Consider the following 23,190-nt stretch of genomic DNA (forward strand, 5'->3'; position numbering starts at 1 on the left):
TTGCAATCAGCTTCAGCAATGGCTTAACTCTTGAGCAACAAGGCCGGAAAACGGCTGTGACAGACGGGGAGAACGGCGTGACAGCACTTGGCGCCAACGATGCTTTTGTCGCTTTTGACCATGTTCAGAAAAGTTACGACGGCGTTTCGCTGGTCGTGAAGGATTTGAATCTGTCGATCGGCAAGGGCGAGTTTTTGACGATGCTGGGGCCGTCGGGTTCTGGCAAGACAACCTGTCTTATGATGCTGGCCGGGTTCGAGACTGCCACGCATGGCGAAATCACGCTGGACGGCACGCCGATCAATCAGGTGCCGCCGCACAAGCGCGGCATCGGCATGGTCTTCCAGAACTACGCCCTTTTCCCGCACATGACGGTGGGGGAAAACCTGTCCTTCCCGCTGGAAGTGCGCGGCATGGCCAAGGACGCGCGCGAGGTGAAGGTCAAGCGGGCGCTCGACATGGTGCAGATGGGCGCCTTCATCAACCGCCGTCCGGCGCAGCTTTCGGGCGGCCAGCAGCAACGCATCGCCTTGGCGCGGGCGCTGGTGTTTGACCCGAAACTTGTGTTGATGGACGAACCCTTGGGCGCGCTGGACAAGCAGCTGCGCGAGCATATGCAGTTTGAAATCAAGCACCTGCACGAAAGTCTTGGCATCACGGTGGTTTACGTCACCCATGATCAGGGCGAGGCGCTGACCATGTCGGACCGGGTGGCTGTGTTCAACGACGGCCGCATCCAGCAGCTGGCGACGCCCCAAGACCTGTACGAACGCCCCGAAAACAGCTTCGTCGCCCAGTTCATCGGCGAGAACAACCGCCTGCCCGGCACGATCGAGGATATCGGCAATGGCCGCTGCCTTGTTCGTCTGGAAACTGGCGAGTTGATTGACGCGACCCCGGTGAATGTCACCACCAAGGGCGCCAAGACCGTGGTCTCGATCCGGCCGGAGCGGGTGGAGGTGGAAAACCTCGCCCCCGGCGCCCATGCCATCGAGGCCGAGGTGCTGGAGTTCATCTATATGGGCGATCTTTACCGCACGCGGCTGCGCGTGGCCGGGTCAGAGGATTTCGTCATCAAAAGCCGCAATGCCCAAGGACAGCGCGTTCTTGTGCCGGGCGAAAAGATCAAGGTCGGCTGGCATCCGCAGGATGCCCGGGCGCTCGACCCTTGAGACGACGCTGAACGGGCGCCATGCCCCAAGGCCAACAATGAAACGACGTTCAACAAGGAGAGTTGCATGAAGAAGTTCCTGATCCTGACGACCGCCCTGACCGGCTTTGCCTTCGCGGCACAGGCCGACATCACGGTGATGTCCTGGGGTGGTGCCTATGGCGCGGCCCAGACCGAAGGCCACCTGAAGCCCTTCACCGCCAAGACCGGCATCGGCGCCGTGATGGTTGACAGCGACAACCCCGCAACGCCGATCAAGGCGCAGGTCGAAGCTGGCAACGTCACCGTCGACGTGGCTTCGGTGGAATATGCCGACGCGATCCGTCTGTGCGACGAAGGCGATCTGGAAAAGATCGACCCGGCCTCGCTGCCGGCTGGCGACGATGGCACGGCGGCCAAGGATGACTTCATCGCCGGCGCTGTGACCGATTGCGGCGTCTCGACCGACGTTTGGGCAACCGCGTTTGCCTATGACACCAGCAAGATCACTGGTGACGGCCCGAAAACCGCGGCCGACTTCTTCGACCTGACCAAGTTCCCCGGCAAGCGCGGCCTGCACAAGGGCGCCAAGGCCGTTCTGGAATTCGCTCTGATGGGCGACGGCGTGGCCCCGGCTGACGTCTACAAGACCCTGTCGACCCCGGAAGGCGTCGACCGCGCGTTCAAGAAGCTCGATACCATCAAGAAGGACGTTGTCTGGTGGGAAGCCGGTTCGCAGGCCCCGCAACTGCTGGCTGACGGCGAAGTCGCCATGACCACCTCCTACAACGGCCGGATTTTCAACGCCGCTGTCGCCGAGGGCAAGCCCTTCAAGATCGTCTGGGACAGCCAGGTCTATGAAAACGAAATGTACGTGATCCCGAAAGGCGCGCCGAACAAGGATCAGGCCCTGCAGTTCATCCAGTACGCGACCTCGACCCAGGGCGAGCGTCAGCAGGCCCAGCACATTTCCTACGGCCCGGCCCGCAAGTCCTCGATGAAGGACCCGATCATCTACACGGATGGCAAGACCGAAATGGGCCCGAATGTGCCCACCAACCCCGACAACATGAAGACCGCGCTCGGCTCGGACTTCCAGTTCTGGGTGGACCATGACGCGGAACTGAACGACCGCTTCAACGCCTGGCTTGCTGCCAACTGAGACTGACCAGCGGGCGCGGGGAGACCTCGCGCCCGCCCTTCCCGACAGGTGACCGATGGCCGACGCAACCTCAACCGCTCCCTTGCTGCAAACGGCTGACGGGCGCCCGCTGAAGGCGGCGCTGGCCAAGGCCCAAGGCAAGGCAAAACGGCGTGCCTTCTTTCTGGTGCTGCCGCTTCTGGCTTTCGTGGTGTTGAGCTTTGTCTTCCCGATCCTGCAGATGCTGCATCGTTCGGTTTACAATGACGGCTTTTCGTCCAATGCGCCCACGGTGGCGGCGTGGTTCGCCAGCCATCCGCAGGGCGCCGAGATTGATGAAAGCGCCTATGCCGCACTGGTGACGGACCTGATCCAGATGCAGACCGACAAAACCGCGGGTCAGGCCGGTACCCGGATCAACTATGTCTATCCCGGCATGATTTCGGTTTTCAAATCGACCGCCCGCGATGCGTCCAAGATGGTGCCGCCGCTGAAAGACGCGATGCTGGCCGCCAATCCGATGTGGGGCGACCCGGTGCTGTGGGTGGCGATGCGCAATGCCGCCTCGGCCTATACCACCGACTTTTACATGGCCTCGACCGACCGCAAGCATTCCGCCTATGGCGGGACCGAGCCGGTTGCCCCCGACCAGCGCATCTATGTCTATCTGTTCATCAAGACCTTCGTGCTGTCGGCCGTGATCACGGTGCTGTGCCTGCTGTTGGCATTCCCGATCGCCCATTGGATGGCGGTCCTGCCGATGGCCAAATCCAACTTGCTGATGATCCTTGTGCTGCTGCCGTTCTGGACCTCGCTTCTGGTGCGGACCAGCGCGTGGATCGCCATTCTGCAAGAGCATGGGGTGATCAACGACATCCTTGTTGCACTGCATCTGGAAGACGACGGCCACCGGCTGGAGATGATCTACAACCAGACCGGCACGATCATCGTGATGACGCATATCCTGCTGCCGTTCATGGTGCTGCCGCTCTATTCCGTGATGCGGGTGATCCCGCCGAGCTATGCCCGCGCCGCCCGGTCCTTGGGGGCAACCAGCTGGACGACCTTCCGCCGCATCTATCTGCCGCAGACATTGCCCGGCATCGCCGCAGGCTCGCTGTTGGTGTTCATTCTGGCTGTGGGGTATTACATCACCCCCGCGCTGGTCGGGGGGGCGGATGGGCAGCTGATCTCAAACCTGATTTCCTTCCACATGAACAAGGCCAATTGGTCGATGGCCGCCGCCTTGGCCGCCATCCTGCTGGCGGCCGTGCTGATCCTGTACTGGCTGTATGACCAGCTGATCGGCATCGATCGTCTGAAATTGGGCTGAGGAGACCAAAATGGCACTTCCCGTCTACGCCAGCCCGCTGGAACGCGTGTGGTATTACAGCTTCCGGGCCATCTGCATCGCGGTCTTCGTCTTCCTTGTGGCACCGATCCTGATCGTGATCCCGCTGTCTTTCAACGTGGAGCCCTATTTTACGTTTACGGCCAAGATGCTCAGCTTCGATCCGACGGGCTATTCGCTGCGCTGGTATGATCTGCTTCTGACGCAAGGCCTGCAAAGCCCAGATGGCCCGCGCGACTGGGCCTGGTGGCAGCAGGTCTGGGAGCAGGCGACCTGGGTGAAGGCCGCCAAGAACTCGGTCTGGATCGGGATCTGGGCCACGCTTCTGGCGACCATTCTGGGCACCACGGCGGCCTTGGGCCTGTCACGGCCGGAAATGCCCTATCGCCGGCTGATCATGGCGATCCTGATCTCGCCGATGATCGTGCCGATCATCATCATCGCCACGGGGCTGTTCTTCGCCTATTCCTCGACCTGCGTGGACCCGCATTCGGCGCTTGGCGCGCTGGTGGCGCCGGTCCTGTCGGCGAAGGGCTGTCTGGCGAACACCCATCTGGGGATCATTCTGGCCCACGCCACACTGGGCATCCCCTTCGTGATCATCACTGTCACGGCGACGCTGTCAGGTTTTGACCAATCGCTGATCCGTGCCTCGGCCAGCCTTGGGGCCAGCCCGCGCACCACGTTCTTCAAGGTGATCATGCCGCTGATCCTGCCGGGCATCATCTCGGGCGGGCTGTTCGCCTTTGTCACCTCGTTTGACGAGGTGGTGGCGGTGCTGTTCATTGCCGGCCCCGATCAGCAGACCATCCCGCGCCAGATGTGGAACGGCATCCGCGAGGCGATTTCGCCGGCCATCCTGTCTGTCGCAACGATCCTCGTGATCATCTCCATCGCCCTTTTGACCTCGGTCGAGGTGCTGCGGCGGCGGAGCGAGCGGTTGCGCGGGATGACCCCGCAATAATCCCCAAGGCAAGCAAGGACACCATGGCAAACGCGTATGATTCCGGGCGGCTGAACCTGCCCTTCGTGGGGATTGCGACTTTCGGCAAGCGGCCCTATGTGGCCGACTGGTCCGCGATTGACGCCGATGTGGCGGTGATGGGCGCGCCCTTCGACTTTGGCACGCAGTTCCGCGCCGGCGCCCGGTTCGGCCCAAGGTCCGTGCGCGAGGCCTCGACCCTGTTCAGCTTCGGGCATGCCGGCGCCTATGACCACGAGGACGACTGCACCTATCTGCCGCAATCGGTGCGGATCGTGGATATTGGCGATGCCGATATCGTTCACACCGACACCAGCAAAAGCCACGCCAATATCCGCACCGGGGTAGAAGCGATCCTGAAGGCGGGCGCGCTGCCGGTGGTGATCGGCGGTGACCATTCGGTGAATATCCCCTGCATCGAGGCCTTTGCGGGACAGGGTCCGATCCACGTCCTGCAAATCGACGCGCATCTGGATTTCGTGGATGAGCGGCATGGCGTGAAGGTCGGCCATGGGTCGCCCATGCGGCGGGCGGCGGAGAAGGACTATGTGACGGGCCTGACGCAGGTCGGCATCCGCAACGTGTCGTCCACCGCGCGCGATGGCTACGAGGCGGCGCGGGCGATGGGATCTGACATCCTGTCGGTCCGTCAGTTCAGGGCGCTGGGTCCCGAGGCGGTGGCCGCGCGGATTCCGCAAGGGGCGCGGGTTTATGTGACGCTGGACATCGACGGCTTCTGCCCCTCGATTGCGCCGGGAACCGGGACGCCGAGCCACGGCGGCTTCCTGTACTATGAAGTGCTGGAACTGCTGCAAGCGGTGGCGCGGGACTTTGACGTCGTGGGGATCGATCTGGTGGAAGTGGCACCCGATTATGACCACAGCCAGTCGACGTCGATCCTGGCGGCGCAGGTGCTGCTGAACTTCCTGGGGTTCATCTTCCACAAACGCGGCGCGCGTTGAGCCTGCGAAGCGCGGATTTCACAGGCCCGCACCCGTGCCAAAGAGGCGGGGGTTTCACACCCCCGCACCCCCGTGGGATATTTAGGAACAGATGAAATAGGGGGGCCGGGGGGGCTCAGGGCAGGATTTGCAGCCAGATCCAGGCGGTGAAGATGGAAAGCCCGGTGGCGATCAGCACGGCGGAGGCGTTGGCGCGGCGCCCGGTGGCGTAGAGATGGGCGAAGAGATAGGCGTTGGCGCCCGGTGGCATGGCGGCGGTGACGGTGGCCGAGCGCAAGGACGCCACGTCAAGCTGGAACAGCTGCCCGAGCCCGTAGGTCACCACAGGGTGGAGGCCCAAGGAGACGCCGACGATCAGCGCGATCACGCCGACCTCTCCCTCGGGTTTGTAGCGGTAGAGGACGCCACCCAGCCCGAACAGTGCCGTGGGAAGGCCGGCTTTGCCCAGCATGTCGGTGGCCGCGTCCAGCGCTGCCGGCATATGCAGGCCCGAGAGGTTGAGGACAAAACCCGCCGAAATTGCCAGCACGAGGGATTGCGAGAAGATCGCCTTTACCACTTGCAGCGTCAGCACCTTGGCCGACAGGCCTTGACCATGGCTGCGCACCAGTTCCATCAGCGTGATGCCGAAGGCGTAAAACATCGGCGAATGCATGGCGATGATGGCGTAGTTGCCCGACAGCGCCGCCGTGCCGTAGGCCCGCTCGGTGATCGACAGGCCCAGCAGCAGGGAGTTGGAGAACATGCAGGCAAAGCCGGTCGTCACCGCCTCCTCAAGTGGGCGCTTGAACAGCTTCCAGGCGCCGAAGAAGCCTGCGGCGAAGCACAGGAAAGCCCCGGTGTAAAAGCTGGTGATCAGGCCGGGGTTGAAGCTGGTCTTCAGGTCCAGCAGGGCAATCTGCCGGAACAGCAGGCACGGCACCGCGATGCCTTGGCTGAACCACATCAGGGCATCCACGGCGGCGGGGCCGAAATTGCCCCATTTCGCCATGCCATAGCCGGCACCGATCACGAAGAACACCGGCAGGATGACGTCAAGCAGCAGGCCCATGCCGCTTAGCCCTGATTGTCGAAGCTGATCACCATGCCATCATAGGCAGGCTCGATCCCCTTGGGCAGTTCTGCGCAGAGGGTGGCGTAGTCCATCTCGATATGCATGTTGGTCAGGACGCCGTGTTGCGGGCGGGCGCGGTTCAGCCAATCCAGCGTCATGTCGAGGTGCGCATGGGTCGGGTGTGGCTTGCGGCGCAGCGCGTCCACCACCCAGCAGCCCAGTCCCTGCAGCAGAGCCCAGGACGCCTCGGGGATCGCCACGGCGTCGGGCAAGTAGGCGAGGGGGCCGATGCGAAAGCCCAAAGCCTCCATCGCGCCGTGGTCGGCGGTGAAGGGGGTAAAGGTGATCGGGCCTGCGGGACCGTCGACCGAAAATGGGCCATGACCGATGGCGTGCAGGTCAAGAATAGAGGGGTAGGGCGACTCCTCGGCCTGCACGAAGGCGTAGGAGAAGCGCGACATCAGCGCGTCACCCGTCGGTCCGTCGGCCCAGACCTTCAGCCGCTGGCGGGTGTTGAAGACGATCTGGCGCAGGTCGTCGATGCCATGGGTATGGTCGGCGTGGGAATGGGTGAAGACCACGCCGTCCAGTTCGCCAATGCCGGCATCAAGCAACTGGTCGCGCATGTCCGGCGTGGTGTCGATCAGGACGCGGGTGTGCTTGTCACCGGTCACACGTTCGACCAGCATCGAACAGCGGCGGCGGCGGTTCTTGGGATTGGTGGGATCACAGTCCCCCCAATGGCCGCCGAGGCGCGGCACGCCGCCCGACGATCCGCAGCCGAGGATGGTGAAGCGCAGGGTGGACATCAGGCAGCCTTCGCGGCACGGGCCGCTTTGGTGAAGAGACGGTCGAAGTTGGCGCAGGTCGCGGCGGCGAATTCGGCTTCGGTGATGCCGAAGATCGCAGCACCGGTCTTTGCCGTGAAGGCGGTGTAGGCGGGCTCGTTCCGTTTGCCGCGGTGCGGGATCGGCGCGAGGTAGGGGCTATCTGTCTCAACCAGGATGCGGTTCAAGGGGGCACTGGCGAAGATGTCGCGGACCTCTTGGCTTTTGGGGAAGGTCGCGATGCCGGACATCGAGAGGTAGAATCCCATTTCCAGCGCTGCCTGCGCCAGGCGAGGGCCGGAGGAAAAGCAATGCATGACGCAGGGATAGGGGGCGATCTTCATGCCTTCCATGAGGATGGCTTCCATGTCGTTATCCGCCGAACGGGCGTGGATGATGAGGGGGAGTTGGGTGGCTTGGGCGGCTTCGATGTGGATGCGCAGCGACACCTTTTGAATCTCGGCGCTGTCGGCGGTGTAGTGGTAATCAAGGCCGGTTTCCCCGATGCCGACGAATTTCGGGTGTTTGGCATAGGCCACCAGTTGGTCGACCGTGACCAGCGGCTCTTTGGCCGCGCTCATCGGGTGGATGCCTGCGGCGTAGTAGACGCCGTCATGCGCTTCGGCGATGGCGCGGACCACGGGTTCCTGGTGCAGCTTGGTGCAGATCGTGACCATGCGGGTGACACCGGCCGCGCGGGCGCGGGCGATGATGGCATCGCGCTCGCCTTCGAAATCGGGGAAATCGAGGTGGCAGTGGCTGTCGACAAGTTCGAATGGAGCGTTGGTCATGTCACCTCTGGGCGACAAGCGCTGCTGTCTCGTCTACCTTCAGGACCATATCCATGAGAAGGGCGGAAGGGTCAAGGTTGACGGCCTTGCCCTTGCGCGCCCGCAGGCCCAAATGTTGCGCCAGGTCAGCCCAGGTGCGCGCAGCGCCTTCGGAAGCGGCAAGGCGCTCGATCAGTTGCGCTTCGCCCTTGGCGGCTTCGGGCGGCAGGGTGCGGGTGGCTGCGGCGCGTGCAAGGCGGACGAGGAAGGCATCCAAGAGCGTGACGGTCAGATCGAAGGCTTCCGGCGTCTTGCGGTTGGCCCCGGCGTCGGCCAACAGGCGGGCGAGGTTGCGGTCCATCTTCGGCAGGGTGGAAAACAGGCGGATCAGCGCGGCATACAGCTTCAGGCCGTCGAGGTTCGACAGGCGGAAAGCCTCGCCGACCGAGCCGCCAGCCAGTTGCGCTAGGCCCTCGCGGTCGGCGGGGTCGATGGCGGCACCGGCCTGGGTCAGCGCGTCGGACAGGTCTTGCGGTTTCAACGGGGCCAGACGCAGGTCGCGGCAGCGGGAGCGGATGGTGGGCAGAAGGTCGGCGGGCTGGTGGCTGATCATCAGGAAGGTCACCTTGGCCGGCGGCTCTTCCAGCAGTTTCAGGATGCCATTGGCGGCGGAGCGGTTCATGTCGTCGGCGGAGTCGATGATCACGACCCGGCGGCCGCCGTCGGCGGCGGACAGGGACAGGAAATTGCGCAGGGTGCGGGTTTCATCCACCGTGATGTCGGCACGCAGGCGTTCGGCCTTGTCGTCATAGGGACGGCGCAGCAGGAACAGGCGCGGTTCGGACAGGGCCAGCAGGCGGTGAGAGACCGGATCGCTGTCTGGGATATCCAGCGTGGCGGGCTTGGGCGGGCTGAAGAAGCCGCCGTCATCCTCGGGCGTCGCCAGCAGGAAGCGGGCCAGACGCCAGGCGAGGGTGGCTTTGCCCACACCTTTCGGGCCGGAGATCAGCCAGGCGTGGTGCAGACGCGACGAGTTGAAGGCCGACAGGAAGGTCTCTTCGGCGGCTTGGTGGCCGAAAAGGTGTTTGGTCTCCCGCGGATGCGGGGCACCTTCCAGACGGTCGGGCTCGGGGATGTCGCTCATCTGAGGTGGGCGAGGGCGAGGGCGGTGATTTCAGCGGCGATCTCGGCCTCGGCGCGGGTGCCGTCGATCACGCGAAAGCGCGGTTCGCGGGCGGCGAGGGCAAGAAAGCCGGCGCGCATCCTGGCCTGCAGGGTCAGGCCCATGTCTTCAAAGCGCATTTCCTTGCCGGCGCGGGTCTGGGCGCGCGACAGGCCCACCTCGGCGGGCAGGTCGACCAGGAAGGTCAGGCCGGGTTCGACGCCGATCATCAGGGCGTGGAGCTTGTCGACCGTTTCGGACAGATCGCCGCGCGAGATGCCCTGATACATCCGGGTGGAGTCTGCGAAACGGTCGGTGATCACGACCGCACCCCGGGCCAAGGCCGGGCGGATGGTCTTTTCCAGATGGTCGCGGCGGGCGGCGGTGAACAGCAGGATTTCCGTTTCGGCGGACCAGCGGTCGGGATCGCCTTCCAGCACCAGACGGCGGATTTCCTCGGCCCCGGGGCTGCCGCCGGGCTCGCGGGTCAGCACGACCTCAAGCCCGGCGTTCCGCAAGGCAGTGGCCAGCAGCCGGGCTTGCGTGGATTTGCCGGAGCCGTCGATACCTTCGAAGGAAATGAACCGCCCGGTGTTCTGCAAAGGTGCCTCAGATGCCGTAGCGCGTGCGCAATTGGGTCACGGCGGCCATCACGCGGTCCATGAAGCCAGCCGCCCCAACATCCGCTTCGGCCAGAAGGTCAACGTGCTGGTCGGGCAGGTCGGGCAGATGGATCACGAGGTCGGCCAGCTTGGCACCCTTGGCAATCGGCGCCTTGATCGGGCCGGAGTAGACCACATCGGCCGAGACATCATCGGGCGCCCCTGCCGGGATCAGCAGGCGCAGGTCCTTGTCCGGCACCAGCCCAACCTTGGCGGCATTGCCAAGGAAGACATCGGCCTGTGCCACCTCGACCCCGGCCTTGACGACGGTTTTCAGGGCAAACTGGCGAAAGGCCCAGTCAGCGATGCGTTCAGCTTCCTGGGCGCGGTCCTTGTCAGTGGGCAGGCCGTTGAAGGCAAAGACGATCCGACGGTCACCCTGCTTGACCGAGCCGACCATGCCGTAGCCGGCCTCCTCGGTGTGGCCGGTCTTGAGGCCATCCGCGCCGATTCCCAGCTTCAGCAAGGGGTTGCGGTTGTTGGCATTGGCGGGCGAGCGGTTCTTGTAGTTGTAATCGGTCTGGGCAAAGACCGGGTAAAGTTCGGGATAGGTCTGGATGATATGGACCGACAGCATGCCAAGGTCCTTCATGCTCATCCGTTGGCCGGGGTCGGGCCAGCCCGAGGAGTTGGCGAAGGTAGAGTTTTGCAGCCCAAGGGTCTTGGCCCGCTCCGTCATCTTGCGGGCAAATTCGTCTTCCGAGCCTTCAAGCCCTTCGGCCACCACCGTGCAGGCATCGTTGCCAGAGTTCACGATCATGCCTTGGATCAGTTCCTGAACGGTCGGACGATCGCCCTGCTGCAAGTACATGGTCGATCCGCCTTGCGCGGTGAAGCTGACGGCCTTGGCCGAGACGCCGAAGGTCGTGTCCATCTGGACGCGGCCGTCCTTCAGCGCCTCGAACAGCATTTCCACGGTCATCAGTTTGGACATCGAGGCGGGCGGCACCGCCACATCGCCATTCTTGTCCAGAAGGACCGTGTTGGTCGTCATGTCATAGACCCAGGCATGGGTCGCAGCCGTTTCAAAGGCTTGCGCCGGAAGGGCGGATAGAAGCGCAAAAGCCACGAGACAGGCGAGACGGCGCAGCAGGGTCATTTGGTGGTAGTCCTTTGATTGCGGTCCCCGAAGGGTCCATTCAGCGTTTCAGGACGTAGGCGTCCTTGAAGCCCGCCGATTTGATCTTGGCCAGCAAAGCGCCATCGCCCCGGGCGGTGACACTCCACAAGTCTTTGCCGTGGCTGGTTTCCTTGGTGGTTGTCGCGATCACACCGGCCTTGGTCAGCACATCGGACGCCCGCTTGGCATTGGCCTCGACTGAGAAGATCCCGATCTGGATCAAGGCTCCGCTGCCTTGCGACACCGTCGGCAAGACCGTCTGGGCTGCGGGTTTGGCGGCAGGTTTCGTGGCGGGGGCCGTTGCTTGCGCGGTCGTCTGCGCCATCGGCGCAGCGGGCTTGGTGACGGTTTTGCCGCCGGCGCGGGGTGTGGCCGTCACGCCATCCAGCGCAGCTGCGTCAGTTGCCGCGACATCGGTCTTGCCCGATGTGGGTTTTGCCGGGACGGCGGGGCTTGCCGCAGTCTGGCCCGGGCTGCCCACGCCTTCATTGGCGTCCAGCAACGGCTTGCTGGCATCCGGAGCCGGGGCGGGGGCTTCATCCCGGCGCAGGGCGGTGACGCTGATCATCGCGGGCTCTCCGGCCAGCAGACCCAGGGCATCCGCCGCATCCGACGACAGTTGCAACTTCGGTCCCGGCAGCGAGGCATCGCGCTGGAACAACCCGCCGATCACGAACTTGCCATTGGCCGGATTGCGCATGATCACCCGTTCGGGGTTCTTGGCATCCGGCGAGGCGACCCAGACGCCGCCCAACGAGGGCCTGCCGTCCCACAGGCCCTTGTCGGAGGCCTGAAAGACTTCAGGCGCCTCGACATCATGATCGACCAGACGAACTGAGGTGGCCGGCGTCGCGGCGTCGGTGCCCGTCGTGTTTGCCACTGCGGCATCCGTACCTTCGGACCCGGTTCCGGTGCCCGGCACGCAAGCTGTCAGCGCCAGGGAAGCGGCGCCAACCAAAATCCAAGATTTTAACAAATTTCCTGCCATTCCAAGCCCCATGCTTTGCGCAGTCTGTCGCCGCGCTTGCCTGCCACATCTCGTGCAAACCAGAATATCGCGGCGGATCAGGGTCTTTCGCCCTATATTCGCCCCGTTGACCCATCCGGTTCCAAGGCAAAAAAGCCTGTGGTTCCGGACAAGTCATCCCGGTTTCACGATCCGGGCCCATGCTCACACACCCGGTTCGGGCGCATCATAGCGACAAGCCGTGCGGCAGGGAAGGGTGGCTCTGGCCCGCGTGAAAGCCGGAAGCGGAAAAGAGCCCGGCACACCCTTTCAGAATCGTGCGTCCATCGCCATCCCACCCGCCGTCGGACAGTCGGCGGGAATGCCGCACCGCCGTGGCTCTGCCGCGCATTTTGCAACTTTCGGTGCTGCCGCTCTGGACGCAGAAATGAGATTGTGGGTAGAAGGCCTTGCGGATCAACCGCGAGAGGCGCACCGGGATCCGTCCTGCAACGCGCCGATCGCACAGACCGCGACGGTATGGAAGTGTGGCCGAGTGGTTTAAGGCTCTAGTCTTGAAAACTAGCGTGGGGGGAACCCCACCGTGGGTTCGAATCCCACCGCTTCCGCCACCCCCCTTTGAAATCATTGGGCACTGCAGGGTGCATCACGTCTGGGTCCCGCTGCTTTGAAGGATGAGCTGCAGGTCTCGCCGCAGGTCTTGGGGCCGGCGTACCAGGCGGCCTTGGTTGATGGGGTGATGCCACGCCTGCAGCTTGCAGAAATCCTGTACCTTGGCGACCGGCAGGGGCGTTGGAGAGGTGAGGGTGGCCTGTCGTGCCAAAGCCGTGTGCTGTCGTGGCGCGGCGGCCTGTCGTGCCTTCGGGACGTCCACTTATGAAAACGCCGGCGGTGTCACGGGAGTGCCGTCGCAAGTATATGATCCGTAATGATAAAATATGACCCTCGTCCGCCTCGGGCTTTGTGGCGCTTATAATTCCAATTTTGCGACCTGAGGCAGGTTCAGGTATACGGGGGGTCCGGTCCGTCCAGATCATGCGCATGAATTTGCTTCCGAACCCTATGGGTCTGGGCGGCTTCAGCATGTTCGGCGGCCACGCGATGCTCCATCAATTCAAGGACTTCAGATGACAAAACCTGCAAAACGCTCCGGAATGGCGCTTGGCCTGACAGCGGTTGCCACGCTTGCCCTGCTCGCCGGGTCCGCCTGGGCGGCAGACAGTGCCGGCGTGCTGGACACGACCTTTGGCGCTGCGACCGATGATGGCACCCCGGCGGGTGTCGTGTCGACCTCGCTGGGCAAGGGCGACGACGTGGCCAATGATCTGGCGGTTGGCGCGGATGGTTCGGTTCTGGTGGTGGGCAACCGCACCGCAGACACCGGCAATGACATCGTGCTGGTGCGCTACAAGGCCGATGGTACCTTTGACCCGAGCTTCGGGGCCAGCAAGGATGACGGCACCCCGGATGGCGTGGTCGACATTTCGTTGGGCAAGGGCGACGATTTCGGCACGGCCACGGCGGTGCAGGCGGACGGCAAGGTTCTGGTCGCAGGCTACCACGTTGACGGCAAATCGACCAACATCTTCGTGCTGCGCGTCAATGCCGACGGCACGCTGGATGACAGCTTCGGCAAGTCCGACGACGGCACCCCGAACGGCATCGTCAACATCTCGCTGGGCGACGGCAATGAAGAAGCCCGCGATCTGGCGATCCAGGCCGATGGCAAGATCGTCGTGGTTGGGGATTCGGTTGTGGCCGATGGCTCGACCAATATCGTCGTGGCGCGGCTGAATGCCGATGGCACTGCGGACGCCAGCTTCGGCAAGGGCGATGACGGCACCCCGGACGGGTTCGTTGAAACCTCGTTGGGCAAGGGCGACGACAAGGCCAATTCGGTGGTTCTGCAAGCCGATGGCAAGATCGTCGTGGCCGGCACCCATGTGGCCGAGGACGGTTCGTCCAACATCCTTGTGGCGCGCTATGACGCGGCCGGCGTGGCCGATGCCACCTTCGGCACGGCCAAGGATGACAGCCCGGATGGCTTCGTGAACATCTCGCTGGGTGCTGGCAATGACGAAGCCCATGGCGTGGCGCTGCAAGCCGATGGCAAGATCGACGTCGTGGGCGACACGGTTGGCGCCGATGGCTCTTCCAACATCGTTCTGGCGCGGCTTGGCACCGACGGGACCCCGGACGCCAGCTTCGGCAAGGGCGATGACGGCACCCCGGACGGCTTTGTGCAAACCTCGCTGGGCAAGGGCAATGACTTCGCCAACGGCCTGGCAGTTCAGGCTGATGGCAAGATCGTTGTGGTGGGCGACCATCAGGACACCACTGGCAGCAACATCGCCGTCGCCCGCTACACAGCGGATGGCGCGCTGGATGCGACCTTCGGCACCGCGGATGACGGCACCGAAAACGGCATCGTCAACCTGTCGCTTGGCGCGGGCGATGACACGGCCAGCAGTGTGGCCCTGCAAGGCGACAAACTGGTGGTTGTCGCGGGCACCACGACTGCGACCGACGGCTCCAAGAACATCGCGGTTCTGCGCCTGACGGCCCAGTGATCTGACGGTCCAGTGATCTGACGATCCAGTGATCTGACGATCCGGCGCGACCAAAAGCAGGCGGAGGGTGTCTTTGACGCCCTCCGCCGTACTCTTTCTGATAGGTCGTCATCTTTCGCTTTGGGTGACCCTGTTCCAAAGTCCCGTCCCATTTTTGCCCCGAACAGCTTAGTTCGCCCGCAAGGCAATCGTGAGTTCAAGGATGGCACCCGCTCCCCACCCGTTTTCGGCAGAGTTGCGGGGATGGCGCAAAGCCATCGGCCTGAAGCAGGACGCCTTGGCCCATCTGCTGGGTGTGACCCAAGCCGCTGTTTCGCGTTGGGAGGCGGGTCTGGACATGCCGTCGCGCCCCTTGATGCTGCGGCTGCGGGACATGATGTGCGCGTCCAGCGAGGATCGCCGCAAAGTCGACGGATTTGCCTTGGCCCAACAGGGCACGCTTCAGGCGTCTTACGATCTGGATGGGGTCAAACTGCTCAACGCGTCGCGCGGGTTGCAGCAGGCTTGGCCGCGCTTTGCGGCGCTGTCCAGTCTGCGGCTGATGGATCGGCTGGTCGGAGAGGCCGCCACGCTGTTGCACGACGATGAATTTGTGCGCCTGATCCGGCGGGGTGAGGTGGCGATGGTCTCGGCGATCAGCGACCGGCATGTGTCGCTGGAAATGGACAGCCCGTTTCGCCATCGCTGGCTGGCCACCTTTCGGGGCTATGGGCCGCGCATGGTGGTCAACATGACCTATGAACTTTGTGAGGCGGATGCCGCCCTTGGCATCGAGCGGGTGGTTCGGCTGGATGACTTGGTCGACTGACCGCCAAGCCGGGGCAGGGGCTTTGGTGGCGCCTGCCCTTGGTGATCCTGACGCCGATCCGACTGACCTTCCTTGGGATCATGGCAGGCCACTGGCTGTTCGGCGCGCCCTTCTAGGCCGCAGCCATGATCGGGCCTGTCGCCTTGGCGGGGATCATCTTGGGCAACGCGATCCTCTTGGCCGGCTTCATGCGCACCGGCGGGAACGGAAGGGTCACCTTCGACGTTCTGATCGAGGCCGGGGCGATCCGCTTCAAGCCGATTCTCTTGACGGCGGTCGCCGCCATGATCGGCGCGGCGGTGATCCTGTCCGACCCAATCTGTCAGGGTCTGGCGATCTCGTTGTTGTTCGGGCTGATGTCGTCGACCCTTCTGACCGCTCTGGTCATCCCCGCCCTATATCGAGTGTTCAAAACGTGACCCAGTTCCCAAGTTTGCAACGACCCTTGCCTGTTCTGGCCCTGCTGCTGGCGGGCTGTGCCCCGGTGCCCTATCAGACGCCCCCGCTTGTGGCGCCGGCGGCCTTTGATGGCGCGCAGGCCGCGCAGGCCCAAGCCACCGACCCGCAGTGGTGGACCGCCTTCCGTGATCCGGCGTTGACCCAGCTGGAGGCCACCGGACTGGCGCAGAACCTGACCGTGCTGCAGGCGGTTGCCCGCATTCAGGAGGCGAGGGCCAATGCCGGGGTGGCAGCGGCCATCGGCCTGCCGCAGGTTGGCCTGTCGGCCACTGCCGGCTTCACCGATCCCAGCGGTGGCGCCGCCATCACCGCCGAGGCGGCGGGCACCAACCTCAGCTGGATGGTCGACCTGTTCGGTCGGGTCGCCTCGGCCCGGTCGGCCTCGCATGCGCAACTGGATGCGGCCTATGCCTCGGCCGATGTGGCACGGATTGCCTTGGCCGGAGAAGTGGCCAGCGCCTATGTCGACCTGCGCTATTTTCAAAGCCGCATCGCCCTGACACAGGACAGCAAGGTCAGCCGCCGCAAGACGGCTGATCTGGTGCAAAGCGCCTTTGCAGCCGGAGCGGCCACCAAGCTGGACACCCTGCGCGCCGATCAGCTGATTGCGATCGCTGATGCGCAGTTGCCCACGCTGGAGGTGGGCTATGCCCAGGCGCTGAACCGGCTGGCGACGCTGACCGGTCAACCCTCGGCCAGCCTTGCCGCCAGCCTGGGTCGGGGAGTGGCGCAGCCCGTGCCTCATGTCCGCGCCGCAGTGGGGGTTCCGGCCGATGTGCTGCGCCACCGCCCCGACGTCATCGTGGCCGAACGCGATCTGGCCTCTGCCTATGCCGCCATCGGCGTGGCGCGGGCTGACCTTTACCCATCTCTGACCCTGGGCGGCAGCATCACCGCCTCGGGGGGCAGCGGCGGATTGGGCAGCCCCGCCCGGTCGTTCGGGCCGACGCTGAACCTGCCGCTGTTCACCGGCGGCAAGATCCGCAATGCCATCAGCGCTGCCCAATCACGCGCCAATCAGGCGGCGCTTGTCTGGCAAGCCGCCGTTTTGAATGCGGTCGAAGAGATCCAGAACGCGCTGGCCGCCTACTCTCGCGACGGGCGCAACATGGCCGCACAGGAACGGCTGATGAGCATCTCGGTCCAGACACTGGATCTTGCGCGCTCCAGCTTCCAGATCGGTCAGGGCGACTTTCTGTCCGTGCTGGAGGCCGAGCGCACCCTGCTGGACGCCCGCGCCGCCCTTGCCGATGCCAACCGCGCCCGCGCGCTCAATTTCATCCGCCTCAGCATCGCAACCGCCGACGGCGTCACACCACACTGACACACCACCGGCGCGACGCAGAAGGCCGGAGGGGGCCGCGTGATGAAACCCAGCACGCGCGTTTGCCGGCCTTCCCGCGATGCGGTGCAACCAACTGAACGTCGGCATTTTCTGGCTGCGCTGACAAAAAGGGCAAAGCCGGGTCTTCAGGACCACGCAAAGGGCCGAAAGGGGGCACCCATAGCGTCCCGATCCCGCAACCTACCGCAGGCGGGGTAAAGATCTTCGCTTCAACGGAATGGAATTTTCCGTCAAGAACCCCCATCTTGAGAGAATCCCGCACAAAAGGCGTTGAAGATGGACATGTACAAGAAAACCAAGGAAGCGCTTGCCGCACTGACCCCGATGCAGTTTCGCGTCACCCAGGAGAATGCGACCGAGCGTCCGGGCACGGGCGAGCATTTGCACACCGACGAACCCGGGATCTATGTTGACATCGTGTCGGGCGAGCCGTTGTTCGCCTCGTCTGACAAGTTCGACTCCGGCTGCGGTTGGCCCAGTTTCACCAAGCCGATCGTGCCAGAGTTCGTGAACGAGCTTCGCGACGTCTCGCATGGTATGGTGCGCACCGAAGTCCGCTCGACCCACGGGGACAGTCACCTCGGCCATGTCTTCAACGACGGTCCGCAAGAGGCGGGCGGTCTGCGCTACTGCATCAACTCGGCTTCGCTGCGCTTTATTCCGCGTGACGAGATGGAGGATCAGGGCTACGCGGCCTATCTGGATCAGGTGGAGGATATCTGACTGCCGCGATCCCGACAGACGGCGGTCGCACTGCTGCAGGGATCGCAGAACGGCGGCGCTGGGTCCCGATCAGCGCGACAATCCGGGGATGCGGTCAAAGACCCAGGTCAAGGGATCATCGACCCAGGCTTTGGTGACATATTCGTCATGATCGACGCCCGGTGTTGCCAGAAAGCTGACCGATCCCGGCACCAACTGCGAGGGGGCCTGGGTGGAATAAGCGATCCGGCGGGATTTCAGCTTGTGCTCCAGCAGGGTGTTTTCCGCTTCCGAGGCTTCGGAAAACGCGGACAGGAAGAAGGCGCGGCGGCTTGACCGGATCCAGGTCACGAAGCGATCGGTTTCGGCGTAAAGCGCGTCCAGCAGGACGACGCCCATCAGCCGCTTGCCAACCCCGCCCAGCGTGATGGCATAGGCGGCCGGATTGTAGCCGCCGCTGAACGCCACCAGAATGATCGGCAGTCTGGCGAAATGCGCTTTGGTCTCGTGCGCGCCGATCAGATCGGCAAGTGCCACATGCGCCTCGGTCATGAAGCGGGCAAAGGCGCCTTCTTGCCAGAACTGACCCGCGCTGGAATCAAGCGCGTCGACGGCAAACTGCGGGGCGATCAGGGCCGCGTTGAGGCTGGAGCCCTGCAACTGGTCCAGCACCCGTTGACGCGCGATGACATCCCGTTGCAGCGTCGATTGATTGCCGTGGAAGAAGACGATGATCGCGGCCTTCTTGCCAAGGTCGAAGCCGGCCGGCAACGCCACCAGCACGCGGTTGTCAGAATAGGTCTGATCCTCGAAATAAACCCCGCCCCGCGGGGCGGTATGGCCCGCCCGGCCATTCAGCGACACGTCAAGGAATTTTGCCCCGGTGTCGGGTCGGATACCCTTGTAGGGAAACGGTGCGGCGGCAAAGTGGTACAGGCTGGCTTTCATCGTCGGCAGGGGACCTCTTGCGGTGGTGGCCCCGGCCGAGCCTGGCGTGCCGATCCCGCTGATGCCAAGCGCAACCGATGCCGCCAGCCGCGTGGCAAGGCGTCCAAAGCTGCGGCGTGAATACACACGGGTGAGCATCGCGTCGGATCGGCCCCCTCAGGTGAAGCGGCGGGACCGGAAAACGGTCCGCCTGTTCCAGGTTACCAAGGTCAAATCTAGCACGGCGTCGTTGCCTCACAAAGCCTTGGCTTGCGAGAGGCCGGGCGCGAAGGCGTTAAATCGCTGCGCTGCAAGACTTGGTGCGGATGTTCGCCCCCAAGCGCAGGGCACAAATGGCGCCGTCTGCGGGTGGCGCCGCGCCTTTCGCCACGCTACGGGACAGGGCGACAACTTTCCCGAGGGCGCACCGGGGATTGTCTTTTGCCGACAGGGGTCATTGGATGGGACGCGAACAGCTTGATCCCGGCATCGGCATAAGTGGTGTCCGGTCCGGGCTGGACGTCAGACCAAGCGGATTGGCAGCGCCGGGCGAAGCCGCCGTGTGGATCTGGGGTCCACGCTGGATGGCATCGACGCTGCCGCCAGCCGTCCAGGGTCCGGCACGGCAGGTTGGGCCAGGGCCAGCCCGTGCCAAGGAACTTGACACGGACGGCGCTTTCCGCCCGTTTGGAATGGCGGCCGTCTGTGCTGCCGCGTCGTCGGATCCCTGCCGTCCAAAAGCCCGTGGGGGATCTGAAAGGTCCCGATCGTCAGGCCCACAGAGACCCGCAGCCGAGACCGCTTGCCAGCGGTCGGCTGGCTGCTTCATAAGCGGCAGACAAGATGGGACCTCAGGATTGCAAACCCGGTGGTGCCAGACCTGACGACCCAAGCGTGAACAAGACCGGGCCCCCATCTCCGCAACGGATCGGCATAATGCCGCCAGACAGCCAAAGGAAAGGCACCGCCATGAAAGTACCGCCCCGCACGCTTGGCCCCCATCAGCGCTGTCAGGTCTGGGTGCATGACGCCCGAACGGGCAGCAACACGCTGATCTTCGAAACGCGTGACCTGCTGCTGGAGGCGCCGAACTGGACGCTGGACGGGGCGGCGCTGATCTTGAACGGCGACGGTGTGCTGTGGCGGTTGCCGGTGGCGGCACCTGCCTTGACGCAGATCGTCATCGCGGGCGTGCCCAACCTGAACAACGACCATGTGCTGGACCCGGATGGCACGCATGTCTTCCTGTCGGCCTATGACGATTGGCACCTGTACCGCGCGCCCTTGGCGGGTGGTCAGGCCACGCGGATTTCCGGCAAGGAGGGGCCAGAGGGTCTGTTGCACTTCCTGCACGGCGTCTCGCCGGATGGCCGGCAATTGGCCTTCGTCGGGGTGCGGGCCGAGATCACTTCGGCCAACTTCACCTTCATTTCGGCTGACATCTGCACCATGTCGAGCGACGGCACCGGCTTTCGGGTGATCACCCAAGGCAGCGCGCCCAATGACGGGCCCGAGTATAGCCCGGATGGTGCCTGGCTGTACTTCAACACCGAAACCTTCACGGGCCATGCGCAGATTGCCCGGATGCGGCCCGATGGCGCGCAGGTCGAGCGTCTGACCCACAGGCCCACGGTGGATTGGTTCCCGCATCTGTCGCCTGATGGCAGCCGGGCCGCCTATCTGGCCTTTCCGCCCGGCACAGTGGGCCACCCGGCCGATCTTTGGGTCGAAGTGATGACGGTGGAAGCGGACAACTGGGCCCAAGCCAAGGTCGCGGCGCGGATTTTCGGTGGGCAGGGCACTATCAACGTCAACTCCTGGTCGCCCGACAACGCCCGGTTTGCCTATGTCGCCTACCCGATCGACTAATCCCCAGACCTGACCGCCCCCTGGAAAGAAGAGACAGACCTTATGGCCTATACCGTTGAAAGCCTTGCAAAAGAACAAGACAGCCTGATGCTGGAGCGCTTCGATTACGACACCGCGTGGCGTTTGGGCACCCTGATCCACGCGCGTGCCGCTGCCCGGCAGGCCCCGGTCGGCATCTCGATCAGCCATGGCGATGCGCTGGTGTTTGTTTCCCTGTTGCCGGGCGCGACGCGGGACAATCTGGACTGGATGGCGCGCAAGCGGGCCGTGGTGCTGCGCTTTCACCGCAGTTCGCTGGCGATGCGGCTGGAGGCCGAGGCGGGCGGCTATGACTTCAACGCCCGCTTCCTGTTGCCGCCGTCCGAGTTCATTGCCAGCGGCGGCGGCGTGCCCTTGCTGTTGCGCGGTGGCACTTTGATTGGTGCCGTGGCGGTCAGCGGGTTGCCGGATGTGGAGGACCACCAGATGGTTGTCAGCGCCTTGCGCGATCTGATCGGCCAGGCATGAGGCGGAGGTGACCTTGTTGACCGCGAAACGCATGCCGATGGCGGGCTTGCTGCAAGGGGCTTTCGGGACCATCGCCGCGACACCGGGTTACCAGCGGGACCGGCGTTGGGGTGAAGTCCGCTGCGTCGCCCGATTTGTCCGGCGGCTGCTGGGGCGCAGCAAGGTGGCGGCCCAGATGCACGGCGCGACGCTTGCTTTGGCCTTGGCTGTGGCAGCCTGTCCCGCCATGGCCGGCAGCCTGCCCAAGTTGATCGAGCCCGGCTTGCGGCTTCCCACCAGTCCGCCCGGCATCACGCGGGTGGCGTTGACCTTTGACGCCTGCGACGGCCATGTGGATCGCCGCATTCTGGATGCCTTGGAACAGGGCAACATCCCCGCAACGCTGTTTATCAGCGGCAAGTGGCTGGCGCGCAATCCGACGGTGTTTGCCGAACTTCTGGCGCGGCCGGACCTGTTCGAGCTGGAGGATCACGGCGCGCGCCATGTGCCGGCGGTCGACTATCCTACGGCGGTTTATGGCTTGAAGGCCGCCGGATCGCCCGAGGCGGTTCACGCGGAAGTGGCGGACGGGGCGGCGGCGATCGTGGCGGCAGGCGGAGCTGCGCCGCACTGGTTTCGCGGGGCGGCAGCGGTCTATGACGCCTCTGCCATGACGTCCATCGCAGGACAAGGATATGAAATTGCAGGATTTTCAAGGAATGGCGATGCCGGGGCCAGTCTGTCGGCGCGGGCCGCTGCCAAGGTGATCGGTGCGGCGCAGGATGGCGATGTGATCTTGTCGCACATCAACCAGCCCAAACGCGCGGCGGGCGCTGGCGTGGTGGCCGGGATTGCCGCGTTGCAGGCCCGCGGCGTGGTTTTCGTCCGATTGCAGGATGTCTTCCCGCCCCGCATCGGCGGACGCCTCTAGGCCTCTTGCCGCAGGCGCCAGATGCCATGTGTCACCAGCGCCGCCAGAATGACCGCGCCGCCGAACAGGCTGAGCGGGGCAGGCGCCTCGCCCACCACGGCCCAGACCAGCAAGGGAGAGGCCACGATCTCCAGCATGGTGATCATCGACACTTCGGCCGCTGGCAGGTGGCGCGGGCCGATCATCTGCAAAGCACAGCCCGCCGCCAGCACGACCGAGCCGTTGAGGCTGACCATGGCCCATTGCGTGGCATCGAAGGCGTGGTGCGGGGCGAAGGGATAGGCCAGAAGAGCGGTGGTGAAATAGCCCAAAGCCGCCGGTACGATCAGGCTATGGGCCGATGTGTGGCGCAAGATGACGTAGTATCCCGCCGCCGCCGCCGCATTGATCAGGGCCAGCGCATCGCCCAGAAGCCTGCCACCGCCCAGTGATCCGCTGGCGATGATCAGCACCCCGGCAAAGACGGCGGCCATGCACAGGACCGTCATGCGCGGGATCCGCTCGTTCAGGGCCAGAAAGGCCATCAGCGCCGCGATGAAGGGCGAGGAGGCGTAAAGCAACATGGTGTTGGCAACACTCGTATGACCAAGCGCCATCAGGTACAGAAACGACCCCAGCCCCTGCGACGCGATCAAGAGCAGCTAGGGCCAGGACACCAGTTCCCGCCAGGTCGGAAAGGCTTGCGGGGCGAACAGGGCCGTGCCGACCAGCGTGACCACGCCACCGATCAGCCCGCGCCAGACGGCAATGTCCATGGTGTCGGCCGCCATCAGCCGCACCAGAAGCGCGTCCGGCACGAAAAGCATGGCCCCGGCGAGGGTGAAAGCCAGGCCCAGGCGGGGATTGGGGGCGAAAGTCTGTGTCAGGTGGGTCATGGCGCCAGAAATCAGGTCTTGGGGGTGAAGGGAAGGCTTGACGCAATTGTACGGATGTACAAGATTTGCC

22 protein-coding genes, 1 tRNA gene and 1 pseudogene are annotated in these 23,190 nt (G+C 64.2%); 14 read left to right on the forward strand and 10 right to left on the reverse strand.

Annotation, left to right across the window (positions count from 1 at the left end):
* The first annotated feature begins 77 nt into the window (after positions 1-77).
* The 5 genes from AC1Y2B_RS04815 (at position 78) to speB (ending at position 5,586) form a co-directional block, all read left to right on the forward strand.
* Positions 78-1,172: an ABC transporter ATP-binding protein gene (locus AC1Y2B_RS04815; RefSeq protein WP_482251928.1), complete on the forward strand. Its 1,095-nt coding sequence runs from the start codon at positions 78-80 to the stop codon at positions 1,170-1,172.
* A gap of 66 nt (positions 1,173-1,238) precedes the next feature.
* The gene (locus AC1Y2B_RS04820; RefSeq protein WP_482251929.1) at positions 1,239-2,312 is read left to right on the forward strand and encodes an ABC transporter substrate-binding protein; all 1,074 of its coding nucleotides are present in this window, start codon (positions 1,239-1,241) and stop codon (positions 2,310-2,312) included.
* Positions 2,313-2,367: 55 nt separating this feature from the next.
* A complete protein-coding gene (locus AC1Y2B_RS04825; protein ID WP_482251930.1) occupies positions 2,368-3,624 on the forward strand; it encodes an ABC transporter permease in 1,257 nt (418 codons plus the stop codon).
* Between the two features lie 10 nt (positions 3,625-3,634).
* On the forward strand, positions 3,635-4,606 hold the full coding sequence (locus AC1Y2B_RS04830; RefSeq protein ID WP_482251931.1) for an ABC transporter permease: 972 nt from the start codon (positions 3,635-3,637) through the stop codon (positions 4,604-4,606).
* Positions 4,607-4,629: 23 nt separating this feature from the next.
* On the forward strand, positions 4,630-5,586 hold the full coding sequence (speB, locus tag AC1Y2B_RS04835) for an agmatinase (protein WP_482251932.1): 957 nt from the start codon (positions 4,630-4,632) through the stop codon (positions 5,584-5,586).
* A gap of 115 nt (positions 5,587-5,701) precedes the next feature.
* Here the strand turns inward: speB and AC1Y2B_RS04840 are convergent, their stop codons facing one another.
* The 7 genes from AC1Y2B_RS04840 to AC1Y2B_RS04870 are packed head-to-tail and all read right to left on the reverse strand — an operon-like array spanning position 5,702 to position 12,061.
* Positions 5,702-6,637, reverse strand: coding sequence for an AEC family transporter (locus AC1Y2B_RS04840; RefSeq protein WP_482251933.1), 936 nt, complete (start codon positions 6,635-6,637; stop codon positions 5,702-5,704).
* A 5-nt stretch (positions 6,638-6,642) separates the two neighbouring features.
* On the reverse strand, positions 6,643-7,449 hold the full coding sequence (locus tag AC1Y2B_RS04845; protein ID WP_482251934.1) for an MBL fold metallo-hydrolase: 807 nt from the start codon (positions 7,447-7,449) through the stop codon (positions 6,643-6,645).
* Positions 7,449-8,258, reverse strand: a complete 810-nt coding sequence (locus tag AC1Y2B_RS04850) for a TatD family hydrolase (RefSeq protein ID WP_482251935.1) — start codon at positions 8,256-8,258, stop codon at positions 7,449-7,451. Before AC1Y2B_RS04850 ends, AC1Y2B_RS04845 begins: the two co-directional genes overlap by 1 nt.
* Before the next feature lies 1 nt (position 8,259).
* Positions 8,260-9,381: a DNA polymerase III subunit delta' gene (locus AC1Y2B_RS04855; protein WP_482251936.1), complete on the reverse strand. Its 1,122-nt coding sequence runs from the start codon at positions 9,379-9,381 to the stop codon at positions 8,260-8,262.
* Entirely contained in the window at positions 9,378-10,001 is a 624-nt protein-coding gene (gene tmk / locus AC1Y2B_RS04860) for a dTMP kinase (RefSeq protein ID WP_482251937.1), read from the reverse strand. The genes AC1Y2B_RS04855 and tmk overlap by 4 nt, the downstream gene beginning before the upstream one ends.
* A 7-nt stretch (positions 10,002-10,008) precedes the next feature.
* On the reverse strand, positions 10,009-11,160 hold the full coding sequence (locus tag AC1Y2B_RS04865) for a D-alanyl-D-alanine carboxypeptidase family protein (RefSeq protein ID WP_482251938.1): 1,152 nt from the start codon (positions 11,158-11,160) through the stop codon (positions 10,009-10,011).
* Between the two features lie 40 nt (positions 11,161-11,200).
* On the reverse strand, positions 11,201-12,061 hold the full coding sequence (locus AC1Y2B_RS04870) for an SPOR domain-containing protein (RefSeq protein ID WP_482251939.1): 861 nt from the start codon (positions 12,059-12,061) through the stop codon (positions 11,201-11,203).
* A 608-nt stretch (positions 12,062-12,669) separates the two neighbouring features.
* Here AC1Y2B_RS04870 and AC1Y2B_RS04875 point away from each other — a divergent pair.
* From AC1Y2B_RS04875 to msrB, 6 genes and pseudogenes are all read left to right on the forward strand, one after another.
* A tRNA-Ser gene (locus tag AC1Y2B_RS04875) sits at positions 12,670-12,759 on the forward strand.
* Positions 12,760-13,275: 516 nt separating this feature from the next.
* The gene (locus AC1Y2B_RS04880; RefSeq protein WP_482251940.1) at positions 13,276-14,718 is read left to right on the forward strand and encodes a hypothetical protein; all 1,443 of its coding nucleotides are present in this window, start codon (positions 13,276-13,278) and stop codon (positions 14,716-14,718) included.
* 202 nt (positions 14,719-14,920) lie between these two features.
* Positions 14,921-15,526, forward strand: a complete 606-nt coding sequence (locus AC1Y2B_RS04885) for a helix-turn-helix domain-containing protein (protein ID WP_482251941.1) — start codon at positions 14,921-14,923, stop codon at positions 15,524-15,526.
* A 26-nt stretch (positions 15,527-15,552) separates the two neighbouring features.
* A pseudogene (locus tag AC1Y2B_RS04890) lies at positions 15,553-15,945 on the forward strand (efflux RND transporter permease subunit); the annotation flags it as partial.
* A gap of 26 nt (positions 15,946-15,971) precedes the next feature.
* Positions 15,972-17,309, forward strand: a complete 1,338-nt coding sequence (locus tag AC1Y2B_RS04895) for an efflux transporter outer membrane subunit (protein WP_482251942.1) — start codon at positions 15,972-15,974, stop codon at positions 17,307-17,309.
* Positions 17,310-17,606: 297 nt separating this feature from the next.
* Positions 17,607-18,053 (forward strand): peptide-methionine (R)-S-oxide reductase MsrB, encoded by a 447-nt coding sequence (gene msrB / locus AC1Y2B_RS04900; RefSeq protein WP_482251943.1) that lies wholly within the window; start codon positions 17,607-17,609, stop codon positions 18,051-18,053.
* 69 nt (positions 18,054-18,122) lie between these two features.
* Here the strand turns inward: msrB and AC1Y2B_RS04905 are convergent, their stop codons facing one another.
* Complete coding sequence (locus AC1Y2B_RS04905; protein WP_482251944.1) at positions 18,123-19,118, reverse strand: hypothetical protein; 996 nt, start codon at positions 19,116-19,118, stop codon at positions 18,123-18,125.
* A gap of 810 nt (positions 19,119-19,928) precedes the next feature.
* On the opposite strand from AC1Y2B_RS04905, the gene AC1Y2B_RS04910 reads away from it, so the two are divergent.
* Genes AC1Y2B_RS04910 through AC1Y2B_RS04920 form a run of 3 tightly spaced genes read left to right on the forward strand, consistent with a single transcriptional unit; the run spans position 19,929 to position 22,245 of the window.
* A complete protein-coding gene (locus tag AC1Y2B_RS04910) occupies positions 19,929-20,828 on the forward strand; it encodes a TolB family protein (protein ID WP_482251945.1) in 900 nt (299 codons plus the stop codon).
* A 42-nt stretch (positions 20,829-20,870) separates the two neighbouring features.
* Positions 20,871-21,335 (forward strand): heme-degrading domain-containing protein, encoded by a 465-nt coding sequence (locus AC1Y2B_RS04915; protein ID WP_482251946.1) that lies wholly within the window; start codon positions 20,871-20,873, stop codon positions 21,333-21,335.
* 7 nt (positions 21,336-21,342) lie between these two features.
* Entirely contained in the window at positions 21,343-22,245 is a 903-nt protein-coding gene (locus tag AC1Y2B_RS04920; RefSeq protein ID WP_482251947.1) for a polysaccharide deacetylase family protein, read from the forward strand.
* Here the strand turns inward: AC1Y2B_RS04920 and AC1Y2B_RS04925 are convergent.
* Positions 22,242-22,880 (reverse strand): DMT family transporter, encoded by a 639-nt coding sequence (locus AC1Y2B_RS04925; protein WP_482251948.1) that lies wholly within the window; start codon positions 22,878-22,880, stop codon positions 22,242-22,244. The genes AC1Y2B_RS04920 and AC1Y2B_RS04925 overlap by 4 nt on opposite strands.
* 6 nt (positions 22,881-22,886) lie before the next feature.
* Positions 22,887-23,120: a hypothetical protein gene (locus AC1Y2B_RS04930; RefSeq protein WP_482251949.1), complete on the reverse strand. Its 234-nt coding sequence runs from the start codon at positions 23,118-23,120 to the stop codon at positions 22,887-22,889.
* Positions 23,121-23,190: the final 70 nt, after the last annotated feature.

This window comes from Stagnihabitans sp. (assembly GCF_964946895.1).

Coding starts and splice junctions, on each gene's coding strand:
- AC1Y2B_RS04820 (WP_482251929.1), top strand. CDS start 1,239: ATGAAGAAGTTCCTGATCCTGACGACCGCCCTGACCGGCTTTGCCTTC.
- AC1Y2B_RS04825 (WP_482251930.1), top strand. CDS start 2,368: ATGGCCGACGCAACCTCAACCGCTCCCTTGCTGCAAACGGCTGACGGG.
- AC1Y2B_RS04830 (WP_482251931.1), top strand. CDS start 3,635: ATGGCACTTCCCGTCTACGCCAGCCCGCTGGAACGCGTGTGGTATTAC.
- speB (WP_482251932.1), top strand. CDS start 4,630: ATGGCAAACGCGTATGATTCCGGGCGGCTGAACCTGCCCTTCGTGGGG.
- AC1Y2B_RS04840 (WP_482251933.1), bottom strand. CDS start 6,637: ATGGGCCTGCTGCTTGACGTCATCCTGCCGGTGTTCTTCGTGATCGGT.
- AC1Y2B_RS04845 (WP_482251934.1), bottom strand. CDS start 7,449: ATGTCCACCCTGCGCTTCACCATCCTCGGCTGCGGATCGTCGGGCGGC.
- AC1Y2B_RS04850 (WP_482251935.1), bottom strand. CDS start 8,258: ATGACCAACGCTCCATTCGAACTTGTCGACAGCCACTGCCACCTCGAT.
- AC1Y2B_RS04855 (WP_482251936.1), bottom strand. CDS start 9,381: ATGAGCGACATCCCCGAGCCCGACCGTCTGGAAGGTGCCCCGCATCCG.
- AC1Y2B_RS04865 (WP_482251938.1), bottom strand. CDS start 11,160: ATGACCCTGCTGCGCCGTCTCGCCTGTCTCGTGGCTTTTGCGCTTCTA.
- AC1Y2B_RS04880 (WP_482251940.1), top strand. CDS start 13,276: ATGACAAAACCTGCAAAACGCTCCGGAATGGCGCTTGGCCTGACAGCG.
- AC1Y2B_RS04885 (WP_482251941.1), top strand. CDS start 14,921: ATGGCACCCGCTCCCCACCCGTTTTCGGCAGAGTTGCGGGGATGGCGC.
- msrB (WP_482251943.1), top strand. CDS start 17,607: ATGGACATGTACAAGAAAACCAAGGAAGCGCTTGCCGCACTGACCCCG.
- AC1Y2B_RS04905 (WP_482251944.1), bottom strand. CDS start 19,118: ATGCTCACCCGTGTGTATTCACGCCGCAGCTTTGGACGCCTTGCCACG.
- AC1Y2B_RS04910 (WP_482251945.1), top strand. CDS start 19,929: ATGAAAGTACCGCCCCGCACGCTTGGCCCCCATCAGCGCTGTCAGGTC.
- AC1Y2B_RS04915 (WP_482251946.1), top strand. CDS start 20,871: ATGGCCTATACCGTTGAAAGCCTTGCAAAAGAACAAGACAGCCTGATG.
- AC1Y2B_RS04930 (WP_482251949.1), bottom strand. CDS start 23,120: ATGACCCACCTGACACAGACTTTCGCCCCCAATCCCCGCCTGGGCCTG.